Consider the following 15,366-nt stretch of genomic DNA (forward strand, 5'->3'; position numbering starts at 1 on the left):
ATGCCAACCCAAGTTATTCAAACTCAACCTTCAACAAATGCTTTTTTAGGTTTTATTCAATTTTGGAAAGATGTAAAAGCAGTCGCACAACCTTACTGGTATCCAAACGAGCCAGGAGATAGAGCATTCTCAGAAGTGATTCGCTCGTGGGGAATGCTTATTCTCCTAATATTATTAATAATTGTCCTTGTTGGTGCAAATGTTTTTAATAGCTTTATTAATCGCTATTTGGCGGATATCATCATTCAAGAGAAGGAAATCTCTAAATTTTATGATGCTTTACTGCTTTATGGTTCAGCCCTAGCATTGGGAACTCTCTTAGCCGGGTTCTCCAGACTAGTGAGAAAAAAAATTGCTCTAGATTGGTATCAATGGCTGAATAATCAGATTTTATCAAAATATTTAAACAGTCAAGCTTATTATAAAATCAACTTTACATCTAATATTGATAATCCAGATCAACGTTTATCTCAAGAAATCGAACCAATTGCAAGTAATGCTTTAAGTTTTTCAGCTACTCTCCTGGAAAAAATCCTGGAGATGACAGCTTTTTTATTAGTTCTTTGGTCAATCTCTCAGTCTGTTGCACTGATTTTAGTTACTTATACGGTTGTAGGCAATTTTATTGCTGTCTACTTGACCCAAGAATTAAATAAAATTAATCGACAAGAACTCGAAGCGAAAGCTGACTACACCTATTGCCTAACTCATTTCCGCACTCATGCTGAATCCGTAGCTTTCTTTCGAGGAGAGAACCAAGAATTAAATATTATTAACCGCCGATTTAGCAATTTGATAAAAAATGCTAAACGCAAAATTGATTGGGAGAAGAACAATGAGATTTTTAATAGAGGTTATCAATCTGTAATTCAAATATTTCCATATATAGTATTTGGGCCTTTACAGATTAAAGGTGAAATGGAATTTGGAGAAATTATCCAAGCGTCTGTATGTTGCTATTTTTTCGCTAATGCTTTGGGTGAGCTAATCAATGAATTTGGGAATTCTGGAAGATTTTCTAGCTATGTTGAACGGTTATCTGAATTTTCAGATGCGTTAGAAGCTGTTACCAAACAACCAGAGCATATAACTACCATTAAAACAATAGAAGAAAATCAGATCGCTTTTGAGAATGTCACTTTACAAACGCCCGACTATGAACAGGTAATTGTTGAAGATTTGTCACTGTCTGTCAAAGCAGGAGAAGGTTTATTGATTGTTGGGCCGAGTGGCCGAGGTAAAAGTTCTCTACTGAGAGCGATCGCTGGTTTGTGGAATGCGGGGACTGGCCGTTTGGTGCGACCTCCATTAGAAGAAGTTTTATTTTTACCCCAACGTCCTTACATAATTTTAGGAACCTTGCGCGAACAGTTGCTTTATCCTAGTACAAATAGTCAGATTACTGACGCAGAACTTAAAAAAGTTTTGCAACAAGTCAACCTACAAAACTTGCTAAGTCGAATCGATAGCTTCGATACGGAGGTTCCTTGGGAGAACATACTATCGCTAGGAGAACAACAACGTCTGGCTTTCGCACGATTATTAGTTACCCATCCAAGGTTCACGATATTAGATGAAGCAACAAGTGCCTTGGATTTAAAAAATGAAGGAGGTTTATACCAACAGTTACAATCCACGAAAACAACGTTTATTAGTGTTGGGCATCGAGAAAGTCTATTTGATTATCATCAATGGGTTCTGGAACTTGTAGAAGATTCCAGTTGGCAACTTATGAGAGTACAAGATTACCGGGAGCAGAAAGGTCAAAAAGTAAGTATTACTAAACCCACCGCAAATGTCCAAATAAAAATAGATGATTTATCTCAAGATAAGTCCCTAAATGATTCGGAGAACAGCACAACTAAAAAGCTCAGTCATAAGGAAATAAATGAATTAACCTACTATTCTGTTTCCACTATTAGAAGTAAGGCAAGCAAAGGGGAGTTTATCACTACTAGGGATGGCGTTACATACCGCTATGATAAAGATCCCAAAATATTGAAATGGGTGAGAGTTTAGCAGCTGGAGGTAATTTAGTTTTTTCCTATAAAAGGTAAAAGTAGCAGTGTGATGTAGAAGATATTGTGAGATGGAAATATATCAATCAGAAAGAAATCATGTTGCTAATTACCAAAGTCGATGAATTATTCATCCAGTGGGATAAACCTAACTCCCCTGGCTGTGCTATTGCTGTTATTCAGAATGAGGAGATAATTTACCAACGCGGTTATGGGATGGCTAACTTGGAATACAACATTCCTATAATCTCTAATTCTGTCTTTGATATCGCTTCTAACTCCAAGCAATTTACAGCAATATGTATCGTCTTACTAGCCAGACAAAAATTGCTTAACTTAGATGATGAGTTACAAAAATATATTCCAGAAATTCCTCAATATAGTCACTCTATTACTATCCGCCATTTAATCGACCACACCAGTGGTTTGCGTGACTATTTACATTTAATCTTATTTGCTGGAATGAGGTTTGAAAATAAGTATTCAAACGAAGAAATTATTGCTTTAATTGCTCGACAACAAAGCTTAAATTTCGAGCCTGGAACCGAGCAATTATACTGTAATTCTGGCTACATTTTACTAGCAGAAATTGTGAGACGTGTCTCTGGCAAATCTTTACGTGTATTTGCCCAAGAACATATTTTTGCCCCGCTAGGAATGAAAAATACCCATTTTCACGATAACTTCAGAGAAATAGTGAAAAATAGAGCTGATGGATACGCTCCAAAAGATGGAGGGGGTTTCCAGATCGATATGTCTTTTCACGATTTCTGTGGAGACGGACAGCTTTATACAACCATTGAAGATTTACTACTTTGGGATCGAAATTTCTATCACAATATCTTAGGTGGATATGGACAAGATTTAATTGAAGAGGTAACTACTCCACGCCAACTCAATAATGGCGAAATTATATCAGGTGCATTTGGGTTGCGGATTGGCGATCGCGGCGGCTTAACAACAATTAGTCATGGAGGTTCATGGACGGGTTATCGAAGTGATTTTATTCGATTTCCCGAACGACAGTTTTCTGTTATCTGTCTGGCTAATTTAAGTACGCTTAACCCGACTAAATTAGCTTTTCAAGTGTAGTTGTTCACTCTCCCACATCAAAAAAGGATTAACAGGCAATGGACATGGGGGGATGTTTTATACCTTTACGAGCCTGAGTAAGAACTATCGCAATATAACTCCAAGGATCAACTTTTCTTAGACGACAAGTTTCAACCACACTCAGAACAGAGCAATAAGCTAAACTTCCTTCTGATGTACGAGTTCCATAGCTAATACGTCGAGCGATTACAGCATGTCGTAAAGCTCTCTCTGCTTCATTATTGGTGGGTGGTAACTGCGGGTGATAAAAACACGCAATCACAGCATCCCAATCAGTTAAAATCTCTTTAGCTAAAGCTTTTAACTTGGTATGCTCTGCAACCGTAGCTAATCGGCAGACTCTATAAAGGCGAGCGGGGTGTGAGTCTGATTCATTTGATTCCCCGTCGCCAGTAGCAAGTGAATGTATTAGTTCCCTTAGTTCAACTAACAAGCCACTGCCCCAAATCTGCTACTTCTTTATCTACCGCTTCAGTCAAAGCAATGGCTTTGCGGATGAGATGGGCCAAACAATGTTGGCGTTTCGGGTAACTACTGTAGGCTCCATAGCCATCAGCGATCAACCATCCCACAAACGCCTCGCTTATCAGGTGCAATAATTCCTCTTTCCGACGACTACCGATGTGGAAAACCGCTATTGTACTTGTGATTGCTACCCATAACCACCGAGATTTTCCTTTCTCATACCAGGGTGTTTCATCAAGGTGGATTATTTCTGCCGATTGTAATTCAACAATAAGTTCCGAATCTAATTTTTCTAGTTCCAGTACGTAATAACCCATATAGGGTTTTGCTTGTGGGTCTATTTCTAGCCGACTATTACATGATGCACAACTTAGAGGATGATGAGCTACTGTCTGGCTTGCTACTAAGGGGCTTGTTCGCCAAATCCCTTTAGCTCCTGCCTGCTTTCCCGACAACTTCTTCCCAAATCCCTTGTTTTTTGGTTTTTCGCTTTCTTGTGAAACGTGCTTATCTTCTCGCTTTGATTCTGAAATGGAAGTTTCACTCCCCGTTGGTTCTAATTCTAGTGACGGTACTTTCTCTTTGCTTTTAAATTGGTCTGATGATGGGGGTAACGAACTATTGCTTGAATTTTGCTCTAATTTTTCTAATTGTTCGACAGCTAAAGAATGAAGATTACCTGCAACTTCTACCAATTTCTCTTTATCCAGAGATTGGAAGTAGTTCTGGTTCATCTGTGAGAGGTCTTCTTTGCTCAGTCGATTCATTCCTGCTTTGGCTTTGTTGCAAAATCATTTTTTACATTACCACACGATTGTCACCCCTACTTTTACCTACACTGCAAACTCTTGTTTTAGGGGGGAGAGTGAAAAACTACTCTTTTGCAGCGACTTCTTATGCGTTGACTAAGCTTTCGGAATCGAATTCCATTAATACCCATGTACTATCAACTAGCGATCGCCCTGTGCCTGTTGCCTCACTTATATAGTACAAAAGCACTATATTTTAGCGTTCGCCTGTGCCAGTTGCGTAAGTCCTGATCGATTGCGAATTGGTTTGATACTTCATCCCGATTTAACCACTGCTCGGAAATCGAATCACGCTCATCATCGGGTGGAACTTTCAGATACTGCTCCGATTAAGGCTGACTAAGAAAGTCTCCTTTGCCAAGTTCGACACCGCAGTGTCTGAGAATGTCATAGGCTGTTGTGACATGGAAATAAAGGTTTGGTAAAATAAAATATAGGAGAAATGGCATTCCTTGAAAAGAGAGAGTATTGTCACGCATCTGTAGGGTAATTTCTCTCTCTTCTGAACCGTCAATTTGCTCAGGTTTAAAAGTATTTAAATGAGAGATAGTTTTTTGAATGCGATCAATAAGTTGAGGAAATGTAGTTTCATTGTCCTCGAATTTAGGTGGTTCTATTCCTGCTAACCGTGCGGCACCTCTATTTACTGTGTCAGAGGCAATTTGCACTTGTTTTGATAATGGAAACATATCTGGGGATAGACGACTATTAATCAACACAGAAGGATCTATTTTTTTAGTTTCAGCATAAGCAGCACCTTTTTCAAGAATGTTTGTAAGGTTATTCAGTGTGCGAATAGACACGGGTATTAAAGCTTGGTACATTGAAATGGTCATTGAAATTTCTCCAGAAAAAGTTTAAACGACTTTGAGCCGCCCCATCTAATATTAGGGGGTATTGACTGTGATGTTGTGTCAAATAATATGGAACCAAATTTAGTCACAGATCCAAAGATACTAAATGTTTTGAACGAACTTATACAACGGGAACCGATTTTTCATCGTCCAGAGTTGGGGACGACACGTGCCGACTTTGAGCAGATGACGGAAAGTACATTTTGGGAAGTGGGTGCGTCGGGTCGGCGTTATAGTCGGCAGTATGTGTTGGATGAGATGGAGAAGCGTTATGCCAGCCCAGAGGAAGACACATGGCAGACTTGCGACTTTCATTGCCTTGAGATTGCCGCCGAAAACTATCTTGTAACCTATACCCTGATTCAGGGTACTCGCATTACCCGACGCTCAACGATCTGGCGACAGACACCGCAGGGTTGGAAGATTGTGTATCACCAAGGAACCGTGGTAGAAAATGACGTTGGTGTGCGACTAGAATTTTAGTGAGGCTCAAAGACAGCCCCCATAGTTAATAATCCCTGGATGCTGGATAAGAGTTAGTTCTTTTTACTTGGGAGGAACTGACCTTTTAGCGATCGCTTTCTGTACCCAACTTTCTCACGCCATCTATTCAGTCCACTGCGGGGCATTGACAAGCAGTTGAGCAAACTTTTTGGGGTAAGCAATCCTCAAACTCCAGCATCACGCCGCGACACTCACCACTCTTGCCCAAAGTATTGTCCATCTTCTCCAACAGCGATGGCGCTGTTTCGCCTACGGCTGGCGATCGCCGCAAGCAGAGGCGAAAAATGCTTTTAAAAACCTCTTAGTAAGAAACTTTAGAACTTAAGTTTTTACTTGGGTTGCCACAATGGAGTGATATCAAGGTTTTCAGCAGCAGATACGGCATTTCTAACCTACGTCGGTACGGTTTACACCCCTTCGATTTTTGTAAAGGCATCGTAAATATTTATTTATATAAATAAATATTTGCTTATATTAAGCAAACCCAAATAAAAGAGTAGGTAATAAAAGTGATGAATCAACCCATTGAATTATCTTTAGAACAAGAATTTAGCCTTAGAACTTTCTCTGATCAAGTGCAGCAGATGTCCCGTGAACAAGCTCGCATTGTTTTTGCAGATACTGTATAAGCAGATGATGATAAGGGAAACGACTTACCAAGAATTGCTCAAACATCAGTGGGAAGTTGGTTCAGGTTCAATCTTGGGTTAAAACAAACCTTGCTCCCGTCAACTGTAGAAAGAGCCAACACTGTTTAGTCCAAGGTGCATTTTCAGCTTCAGTCCCTTCCAACCTTGAATAGCAGCATTTTCCAACTGGGTGAGTGTTTGGAGAATGTCAAAGGATATTGTGCCAATTACTTGTGTGGTCATCTCTTTTATGCTAGAGAGTCACCAAGAACCATAAAAATTGCAAATCCTTCAAAGCGCTTATGCTTTGAAGGATTTTTGGGTATTGAGTATTGGGTGTTAGGGATTGGGTTGCTAGTTTAAATTATTTGGGGCTTAGATTGGGTGTACGCTGTGGGTTACAGGGTTTACAGTCTATCGACCAATTGCGCTGCGCTTCAATCTGACAGCTAGCATCTAATGCCCAATCCTTTTGGGCCCCACGTTTCCCTGTCTCGCGGTTAATGCGAATCAGAAACTTTAACATTTAACCAATTTTGCTGCTCCAAACGTTGCCAAGCCTTGCGAATATGTTGAGGCTTAAAAAGAGTACGTTTTCTCTCATTCCACTCATGCACTAAGGATATAGCCTGTTCGCTATCTTGGGCAGGGCTGGCTTCCTTGGTTGCAACCCAATGGACTGTGGCCAGCAATTCCATACCATAGGGTGTTTCAAAACCATATATGAGCTTGCTAACTTGCTCTAACCGCGCCTGGGCATCTGGTGTAGTGGCTAAAAATACTTGTGCTGCAACTCTTGCTGCTGGTAATACATAAATTTCAGCACTGTCAGCTTTGCTAGTTCCATCACTGTAGCCCCGAATGTAGTGTCCTTCGATATGTTTTAAAACATGATTCAGGTTATGAGCGTAGGGGCCATATCTATCTTTTACATAATTCAGCTTCAAGGTTTCCCCCGCTTCTTGCAAGAGATAGCCTAGTTTTTGAATTTCTAGCTTGGTCAATTCATAACCCGGAATACCGTACAGTTCTAAGAGGTGGATGATAATGGCACGTCCACGGGTCATGTTGGGTATTTTAGTCGCAACAGGCATTTTTTCAGCAGTCGGTGCGCCTGTCGGTTCAAAAATAATTACCTGCACGAATGGCAGTTGGGCAAAGGCTGATTCTATCAGGGGTTTCACTTGTGTCCAATCTAAACCACCGTTACCGCATCCTAATGGAGGAATGGCAATTGAGGTGATGCCTAGTTGCTTTTTTTCTTGTTCAATTTTGGCTCAAAAATAGGAGATGCGCTTGAGGGTGTGAGATATTTATCGTACCAAGCTAAATAACGTTCTAGGACATCACGTTGATAACTCGGTTTGCTGATGCCGTGAGACTGTCCAGGATAAACTACTAATTGAGTATCAATTTCCAGACTTTTGAGTGCTTGATACATCTGTTCCGAGTTATGTAGTGGTACAGAAAAATCCCTATCACCTCCCAGAAATAGTATTGGTGTAACAATGCGGTCAGCGTGAAGAAATGGGAAAGAAATTCGTAGCCAGACATCGAGGTTCTTCCACGGTACACCAAGCTCTTGTTCATAATCATCAACATACTCATCAGTACCATAGGTCGCCAGAATATTTGATTCACCAGCCCCACTGACTGCGGCTTGAAAGCGGTGATCTTGAGCAATAGTGTAGTTGGTCAACATTCCCCCGTAACTCCAGCCACCAATTCCTAAGCGCGATGGTGCAGCAATTCCAGTAGCGATCGCATAATCGGCACCGGCAATAATATCTTGAGCGTCTTTGTTTCCCCAGTCTGCATAAATTGCTTTGGAGAAGGCTTCTCCTCTGCCTGAACTACCGCGTGGGTTAACACCCACAACGACATAGCCGTGAGCTGCAAACAGTTGCCAATTAAACATAAACTGGTTTGTGAACTGACCGACAGGCCCGCCGTGCAACATTAGCAGTGTTGGGTATTTCTTTCCTGGCTGATAGTGAGGTGGCTTGACAAGAAAGCCATGAATTTCTGTAGCATCTTTACTCAAAAAGCTGATTTCATCCGTAGTTGCTAAATTTAACTGCGCTAGTAACTGATCGTTTTGGTGTGATATTAAACGCAAATTTTGACCATTAAAGGCAAAGACTGCATTTGGTTGTTGTGGCGTTGAGGAAAGTAAAGCGATTTTGCCATCGCGTCCTAAATCAAATTTACTAATCTCTCGTCTCCCTGCTAGGAATCGCTCGATTTTGCCACCAGTTACAGGTATTTTTGCTAGGTGAACATTGCCATCATCTTCGATTAAAAACAGTATTGATTTACCATCTGTGGTAAAGCACGGTTTGGCAACATTGCGATCAAGGTTGGCAGTTAGTAGACGGGGAGTACCACCCTCGGCAGAGATAATGGCGAGATGGTGAACTGCGTACTCAATAAGTTTGGGAGAACCTCCCTGCAAATAAGCAATTGACTTACTATCTGGACTCCAAACCGGACGGCTATCCCAATCAGGAGCGGAGTCAGGCCCAATAAAGGTAGTTAGCTGACGGGCTTTGGCTCCCGATTGGGCGGCGATTGCATACAGATCCCAATTATTATTGCGATCGCTCTCTTGACCATGTTTGCTCACAAAAGCAATATTTTTGTTATCAGGTGACCAAGCAGGTAAATACTCATTAAATGAACCTGGGGTGAGAATATCTGCTTTGCGAGTTGCTAAGTCCAATACATAAAGATGTTCACGACTTTTACCGATAAAACCCACACCATCTTCTAAGAAGTGAAATTGCTCAATAACAATCGGTGGTGGGGTTTTCCCATTAAAGGGTGTTTCTGCGGCTGGTTCCTCAGCAATTACGGCTAGTCGTCTACTGTCACCAGACCAGACAAAATCGCTAACATCACCAGCAAAGTCAGATATTTTCTCGGCTTCACCGCCTGATAAATTGAGCAACCAAATTTGCTGTTTTCCAGATTCACGGCTGGAGCGAAAAGCTAGATATTTACCATCTGGGCTAAACCGAGGATTGTATTCACCATCGTTACCGTTAGTTAACTGTAATGTTTGGGAGCCATCCCAAGAAGTCATGTAAATATGGTTATCTCGTGTATCATTTTTCAGAGTGGTGTTAGTTACTGTGTAAGCAATCCAGTCTCCAGAGGGAGAAAGTTGAGGCTCGCTAATTTGGCGAAAGGCGAATTGATCGTCGAGTGTTAGCAGGCGTTTTTCTTGGGCTTGAGCCGAAATATTTATACTGAGTGTCATCGCTAAAACACTACTTGCTAAAGCGATTTTTGTTAGCTTTTTCATAACTAGATATCATAACTGGGGGTTCGCACATTTTTTTGAAGTTAGAGAAATTGGTAAATAACTTGGTCATAAAGCTTTGCCCCAGCATTGCGGCTAGCCCTGGTGGGATGTCCACAATCCGAGTTTTATGCTTACCTTTGGTGGTAGACTTGCTCAAAGTGATAGCACAACATTTGATATAAGTCGTCTGGAGTGCTAGTGCTTCTGATACTTGACAACCAGTAAACAGGCAATTTCTTTTCCAGAGCGCGATGGCGTAACCGTCCGCTTTAAGAGCGATCGCTCTTAGTGATAAATCCTGACGTGAATAATCGCTTTAGTTCCTCTTGGGTTAAAATCTTGCCTTGTCCGTTGCCGTCTATTTTCATTTTTCCGAATCAATAGTGATTACACGTTTTGTGTTAATCGTGCGGAATCGGGTTTAGGAGAAAAGTTTCTCCTAAATTAATTTCCATGTCTATCCTGCCGCTCTTTCTCCATCATTATTATGGTTTTCTTACGCCGGACTAAATCATACTTACTTTCGGTGCGCCTACAGCAACCGCAAAATCCTTAACGGCACTTTTTTTGTGTTTGCTACTCAAACCGATAAAATAACAATAATTATTTAATTTTTTCAACTTCTTCAGCAACATCTCAAAATGTTTAAATTATTCAGAATCAAGCGCGGATTAATATTACTGGTTTATTCTTTAATTATAACTATTTTGGTGATATTAGGAACAAGTAAAATAAGTACAGCCACCCAAACACATGAAGTACGGGGTGTGTGGCTTACTAATGTTGATAGTCAGGTACTTTTTTCATCTCAAAATCTAAAAGATGCTTTAAATCGTCTCAATAAATTAAATTTTAATACTATTTATCCTACAGTTTGGAATGGTGGTTATACACTTTATCCTAGTAGTGTAGCTCAAAAAGTATTAGGTCAATCTATCGAGCCAATTCCTGAATTAAAAGATAGAGATATTCTTCAAGAAGTTATTAAAGAAGGACATAAAAAAGGTTTAACTGTGATTCCTTGGTTTGAATATGGGTTTATGACTCCCATAGATTCCGAATTAGCTAAACGACATCCCGATTGGTTAACTAATCGTTATGATGGTACTAAAGTTGACAGTGATAATCAAGCTTGGCTTAATCCTTTTCATCCAGAAGTACAGCAGTTTATGATTGATTTAATCATGGAAGCTGTAGCTAAATATGATCTTGATGGAATTCAATTAGATGATCATTTTAGCTTACCTTCTGAGTTTGGTTATGATGATTATACTGTAGCAATGTACACAAAAGAATTAAAGGGTTTAATTCCTTCTAAGGATTTTTATGAAACTTTTTGGGTGCGTTGGCGTGCTGATAAAATTAATGAATTTATGAAAAATTTATCGGCTAAAATAAAAGCTGTTAAACCAGATTGTCTAATTTCTCTTTCTCCTAATCCTTTACATTTTTCTTTACCTGCTTCTTTACAAGATTGGTTTACCTGGGAAAGACGAGAATATATTTCCGAAATAGTTTTACAAGTATATCGTTCCGATTTACCTCGTTTTGTGACAGAATTAGAAAGAGCAGAAGTTGATTTAGCTAAAACTCATTTACCAGTTTCTGTTGGCATTTTAAGCGGTTTAAAATCTAGTTCATTACCGATTAATCAAATTAAATTGCAAGTTGAAGAAGTACGCCAACATGGTTTAGCCGGAGTCTCATTCTTTTTCTATGAAAGCCTCTGGAATTGGTCAGACGAAGCCCCTATTGTACGAGAAAAAGTTATTCAAAGAATGTTTCCTAATTCTGTATCTCGCGGTTGAAGAAGAATTCAGAAGTTAGAATTCAGGAGCGGAGCCGGAGACGCTCCGCCTCCGGTCAGAATTAAGACGTTCGCAGACTCACTATCCCTCTCCTAAGAAACAGTATTTGCTTGGGGCTGAGGAGTAAGCTCAAAACCTAAAGCTAGAGCCTTTTTCTGGAGGTTATTGATGACTCGTTCTTGGTAACGTTGCTCATAATAATCCATGCCAATATCTTGATAGTTACCTCCTGTTGTCCAAAGTCGGTAGAAAATTCGTGCCAACTTATGAGCAGTAGCAGTGATAGCTTTAGGTGTACCCAGGCGAGAACGTAAGCGACGATAAAAAGCACCTAATGCAGAATTGCTCTTGCCAGCTGTTTGTGCAGCCATTCGGAAAGCATTGGTAGCAGGGTTAACTACCAAGCGAGTTCGAGAACTTTTAACTTTACCACCAGTGATGCGATTGCAAGGGCAAAGACCAAGCCAAGAAGTAAAATGTTTAACAGTTGGGAATCGGCTAGGATCTAAACCAACCTCAGAAATAATGGTCTGTACGGTAAGGATACCAAGACCATCAATGGCAGTGAAATCTACGCCACTAATTCGGTAAAGATGGGTACGTAAATCAAAAGCGGGTTCATTGCCTTGAGGTTTATTGCGAGGATGTTTTGGTTGCGGAAGCGGAGATTCATCAAGATTAACTTTGTCATTAAATTGAGCCAAGCACTCCTGTATTTGGCGGTCGCAGTCCGCTATCTGAGTTTGATAAACATCGTAAAGTTGTAGTTCTTGTTGGAGTACAAAGACATGCTCACTGCGATAATCACCATTCAGGGCGGCGGCAATTTCTGCTTCTGAGCGTTTAGCGCGGTGATGCTTTTTAGCTGCCAAAATTTGTGGATTTCTTTCTCCTTCAACAATAGCTCGAATAATTGCCATACCAGTAGTACCAGTGATATCGCTAACAACTTTATGCAGTTGCACGTTCATCTGGGTTAAAGCTTTTTGCATCCGTTGAATGTGAACACAAGCACTTTTGATGAGATTATCTCGGTGGCGGATATAACTCCGTAATACACAAATTTGGTCTTGTGGGCGAAAAGAACCAGACAACAATCCGTAACTATGTAATTGTTGCAACCATTGACAGTCTAAAATATCAGTTTTACGTCCAGGCAATGTTTTAACGTGATGGGCGTTGACAAGTTTAACTTCAAAGCCCCTTGTCTCCAAGATTTGAAACAACGCAATCCAATATACCCCCGTTGATTCCATTGCTACAGTTTTCACTCCACAAAGAGCTAACCAATCAGCTAGAGCATACAGGTCAGCAGTGTAACAGCCAAAACGTCTGACACTTTCGGAGGCTCTATCTTTTGGAACGCTCACAAGCGTGAAATTCTGAACCTATATCAATACCCGCTGCATTTGGGTTGATTGGTCTTAAGTCAGAAGTTTTATTTGTTCTTGGTTGATGGAAACGGGATTTGGACTTTGGTGTTTTCATCATCAAAGGCTTCCTCACGAATGCGGAGTCATACTAGCAATTGGAGGTGTGTCCTGACCTGGGTTGACGGATGAATACAGTCTCCTAAACGGGATAATGGCAGCAACCATTTCACCAATCTTATAACCGTCTCAACCCAGAACCAAGCTTCTGTACGGGCGATAAAGCACCATTGGGGGATCGGTCAAAACTTTCAGGACACAATAAAAGTGTAATTTTTTTTGGTGCATCTTAATTTTGTTTCTTCCATCCATAACGGAAGCGATAGCGTCCGTAAACAGCTTCTGTCAATCTCCGAGATAAGCAAGTAGTTCAGGAGCTAAATCATCCATAAGCATACAGCACTTGCGTCTGTTATGAGGTACAATAAATTAAAATATAAATACCTTTAAATGAAGTCATACTCTGTCGATCTTCGAGAAAAAATAGTTGCAGCACATCTTCAAAAAAACATCTCAATCAGAAAAGTAGCTAACATATTTTCCGTCTCAAAAAGTTTAGTTCAAAAGCTTGTAAAGCAACAAAAACTTGAAGGAAATTTACAATCCAAGCCGCGAGGAAAGCCACAATTTAGTAATCTAACAAATGCTGACATAGAGTTGAGAGAATTAGTTGAATCACATCCAGATGCAACATTGATAGAGTTGTGTGAATTATTTGCAGACAAGACTGGCAATTGGGTAGGTCAAAGTGCAATGTGTCGTGCGTTACAGAAATTAGGATTAAATCGTAAAAAAAAACAAAGCGGAGTACCCAAGCGGGGACTATTGAGTTCTGAATTTAAGATTAGATTATTGGGAAGAAGTCAAACATATAGAGCCAGAAAATTTAGTATTTTTGGACGAAACTGGTGTTCTACTTGGATTAACGAGGACTCATGCTCGTTCACAAATGGGAACAAGAGCCTACTCTCTCAACCCCTTTTATAGAGGCTCAAAAGTTACAGTAATTGGAGCAATTAGTATTACAAAAGTAGTGGCATTAATGACAATGAATAATTCAATGGATGGCATTGCATTTGAATTATTTGTTGAGAAGTTTTTAGTGCCAAATTTATGGTCAGGTGCAGTAGTAGTGATGGATAATTTATCCGCACATAAACTAGACTCAATTGTGCCAATGATTGAAGCTGTAGGTGCAAAAGTTATTTGTTTATCCTCATATTCTCCCGATTTTAATCCAATTGAATTATGGTGGTCACAACTTAAATCTTTTTTACGCAGTTTTTCTCCAACTACAACAGAAATGGTTGATAAACTCATCTCAGTTGCACTTGACTTAATAAATCCTCAACATTTAAGAAACTGGTTTGCTAGTTGCTGCTACTGTACCTCATAACAGCCGTAAATGCTGTAAGTGTAGACGATACAGTAATAGAAAAGATTTACAGCGACCCAAAAAATGCCGAATTAATCAGTTATTTTTGGTCAGGAAAAGCCCATAAAACTATTATTGGTTTAAATCTAATCACTTTATATTACAGCGATATTAATGGCAACTCAGTACCAATAAACTACAGAATATATGACAAAAAGGAGGGAAAAACAAAAAACGATTATTTTCGAGAAATGGTGAGTGAAATAATAAACTGGGGAGTTAAACCAAGAATAGTAACAGGAGATAGTTGGTATTCAGGAGTAGAAAATTTAAAATTTCTAAAAAACCATAAATTGGGTTTTCTATTCGGGATTGAAAAAAACAGAACTGTCTCAAATGAGCCACATAAGTATTGCCAGGTAAGTACTCTGGTGATTCCAGAGTCAGGATTAAGAACTTATCTGAAAGAATTTGGATTTATAAAGTTGTTTAGGAAAGACTTCAAGAAAGAAGACTATAGACCGGAGGCGGAGCGTCTCCAGCTCCGCACTATATTTTGTATGTTCCAGATGAGGAAAGAATCAAGGATATAACTAGAAATGAATTTATCACAATTCATGATACCCATTGGGGAATTGAAACCTTTCATCGAGCCATAAAACAAGTATGTGGAATTTGTCGGTTCATGGTTAGGGATACCTATGCAATCAAGACTCACATATTTTGTTCACTTCAAGCTTTTATTAGATTGGAGTTTATACGGCCTGAAAAAATAATTAGCAATTGGTACGAAGTACAACGGAATATGTTCACGTTAGTTGTACGTGAGCATATTTTTGCAAACCTTAGCAGTGATGGCATTATCTAGACTTCATAGATGATTCTTTTTGTCAATGCGTAAGTCCTATATTCTTTAATTTTAGGACTTACACATTGATAAAAAAACACATCTTTCGTAGGGGCAATTCATGAACATTGGTGTCAACTTAACGTGAAACCCTTGTCAAAACCTGATATTCAATTCTTTGGCTTCTCATCCCGATCCGCGTTACCC

13 protein-coding genes and 3 pseudogenes are annotated in these 15,366 nt (G+C 39.8%); 9 read left to right on the plus strand and 7 right to left on the minus strand.

Annotation, left to right across the window (positions count from 1 at the left end; all coding sequences use genetic code 11):
- Window positions 1–2,019: an ABC transporter ATP-binding protein/permease gene (locus GTQ43_RS30450; protein WP_265276362.1), complete on the plus strand. Its 2,019-nt coding sequence runs from the start codon at window positions 1–3 to the stop codon at window positions 2,017–2,019.
- Window positions 2,020–2,084: 65 nt separating this feature from the next.
- Window positions 2,085–3,110: a serine hydrolase domain-containing protein gene (locus GTQ43_RS30455; protein ID WP_265276363.1), complete on the plus strand. Its 1,026-nt coding sequence runs from the start codon at window positions 2,085–2,087 to the stop codon at window positions 3,108–3,110.
- A 28-nt stretch (window positions 3,111–3,138) separates the two neighbouring features.
- On the opposite strand, the gene GTQ43_RS30460 is transcribed toward GTQ43_RS30455, so the two are convergent.
- The 3 genes from GTQ43_RS30460 to GTQ43_RS30470 form a co-directional block, all read right to left on the minus strand.
- The gene (locus GTQ43_RS30460; RefSeq protein WP_265276364.1) at window positions 3,139–3,564 is read right to left on the minus strand and encodes an IS66 family transposase; all 426 of its coding nucleotides are present in this window, start codon (window positions 3,562–3,564) and stop codon (window positions 3,139–3,141) included.
- Window positions 3,554–4,363 carry an IS66 family transposase gene (locus GTQ43_RS30465; protein WP_265276365.1) on the minus strand — a complete coding sequence of 270 codons (810 nt, stop codon included), beginning with the start codon at window positions 4,361–4,363 and terminating at the stop codon, window positions 3,554–3,556. Before GTQ43_RS30465 ends, GTQ43_RS30460 begins: the two co-directional genes overlap by 11 nt.
- Before the next feature lie 371 nt (window positions 4,364–4,734).
- Window positions 4,735–5,241: a DUF1993 family protein gene (locus GTQ43_RS30470; RefSeq protein ID WP_265276366.1), complete on the minus strand. Its 507-nt coding sequence runs from the start codon at window positions 5,239–5,241 to the stop codon at window positions 4,735–4,737.
- An 87-nt stretch (window positions 5,242–5,328) separates the two neighbouring features.
- Here GTQ43_RS30470 and GTQ43_RS30475 point away from each other — a divergent pair, with 87 nt between their 5' ends.
- From GTQ43_RS30475 to GTQ43_RS30485, 3 genes and pseudogenes are all read left to right on the plus strand, one after another.
- Complete coding sequence (locus tag GTQ43_RS30475) at window positions 5,329–5,742, plus strand: hypothetical protein (RefSeq protein ID WP_265276367.1); 414 nt, start codon at window positions 5,329–5,331, stop codon at window positions 5,740–5,742.
- Between the two features lie 156 nt (window positions 5,743–5,898).
- Window positions 5,899–6,057: a hypothetical protein gene (locus tag GTQ43_RS30480; RefSeq protein WP_265276368.1), complete on the plus strand. Its 159-nt coding sequence runs from the start codon at window positions 5,899–5,901 to the stop codon at window positions 6,055–6,057.
- A 218-nt stretch (window positions 6,058–6,275) separates the two neighbouring features.
- A pseudogene (locus tag GTQ43_RS30485) lies at window positions 6,276–6,474 on the plus strand (NblA/ycf18 family protein).
- Window positions 6,475–6,491: 17 nt separating this feature from the next.
- On the opposite strand, the gene GTQ43_RS30490 reads toward GTQ43_RS30485, so the two are convergent.
- From GTQ43_RS30490 to GTQ43_RS30500, 3 genes are all read right to left on the minus strand, one after another.
- On the minus strand, window positions 6,492–6,635 hold the full coding sequence (locus GTQ43_RS30490; RefSeq protein ID WP_265276369.1) for a hypothetical protein: 144 nt from the start codon (window positions 6,633–6,635) through the stop codon (window positions 6,492–6,494).
- 257 nt (window positions 6,636–6,892) lie between these two features.
- A complete protein-coding gene (locus GTQ43_RS30495) occupies window positions 6,893–7,576 on the minus strand; it encodes a hypothetical protein (RefSeq protein WP_265276371.1) in 684 nt (227 codons plus the stop codon).
- Between the two features lie 62 nt (window positions 7,577–7,638).
- Window positions 7,639–9,699 (minus strand): S9 family peptidase, encoded by a 2,061-nt coding sequence (locus GTQ43_RS30500; protein WP_265276372.1) that lies wholly within the window; start codon window positions 9,697–9,699, stop codon window positions 7,639–7,641.
- 641 nt (window positions 9,700–10,340) lie between these two features.
- Between GTQ43_RS30500 and GTQ43_RS30505 the strand changes: the two genes are divergently transcribed.
- Window positions 10,341–11,507: a glycoside hydrolase family 10 protein gene (locus GTQ43_RS30505; protein WP_265276373.1), complete on the plus strand. Its 1,167-nt coding sequence runs from the start codon at window positions 10,341–10,343 to the stop codon at window positions 11,505–11,507.
- A gap of 92 nt (window positions 11,508–11,599) precedes the next feature.
- Here the strand turns inward: GTQ43_RS30505 and GTQ43_RS30510 are convergent.
- Window positions 11,600–12,995: pseudogene (locus GTQ43_RS30510) on the minus strand (IS110 family transposase).
- A 392-nt stretch (window positions 12,996–13,387) separates the two neighbouring features.
- Between GTQ43_RS30510 and GTQ43_RS41865 the strand changes: the two are divergent.
- From GTQ43_RS41865 to GTQ43_RS30520, 3 genes and pseudogenes are all read left to right on the plus strand, one after another.
- Entirely contained in the window at window positions 13,388–13,924 is a 537-nt protein-coding gene (locus GTQ43_RS41865; protein WP_414859145.1) for a helix-turn-helix domain-containing protein, read from the plus strand.
- Complete coding sequence (locus GTQ43_RS30515; protein WP_189525018.1) at window positions 13,833–14,333, plus strand: transposase; 501 nt, start codon at window positions 13,833–13,835, stop codon at window positions 14,331–14,333. The genes GTQ43_RS41865 and GTQ43_RS30515 overlap by 92 nt, the downstream gene beginning before the upstream one ends.
- 14 nt (window positions 14,334–14,347) lie before the next feature.
- A pseudogene (locus GTQ43_RS30520) lies at window positions 14,348–15,180 on the plus strand (transposase); the annotation flags it as partial.
- Window positions 15,181–15,366: the final 186 nt, after the last annotated feature.

It is taken from the genome of Nostoc sp. KVJ3 (assembly GCF_026127265.1).
Taxonomy (GTDB): domain Bacteria; phylum Cyanobacteriota; class Cyanobacteriia; order Cyanobacteriales; family Nostocaceae; genus Nostoc.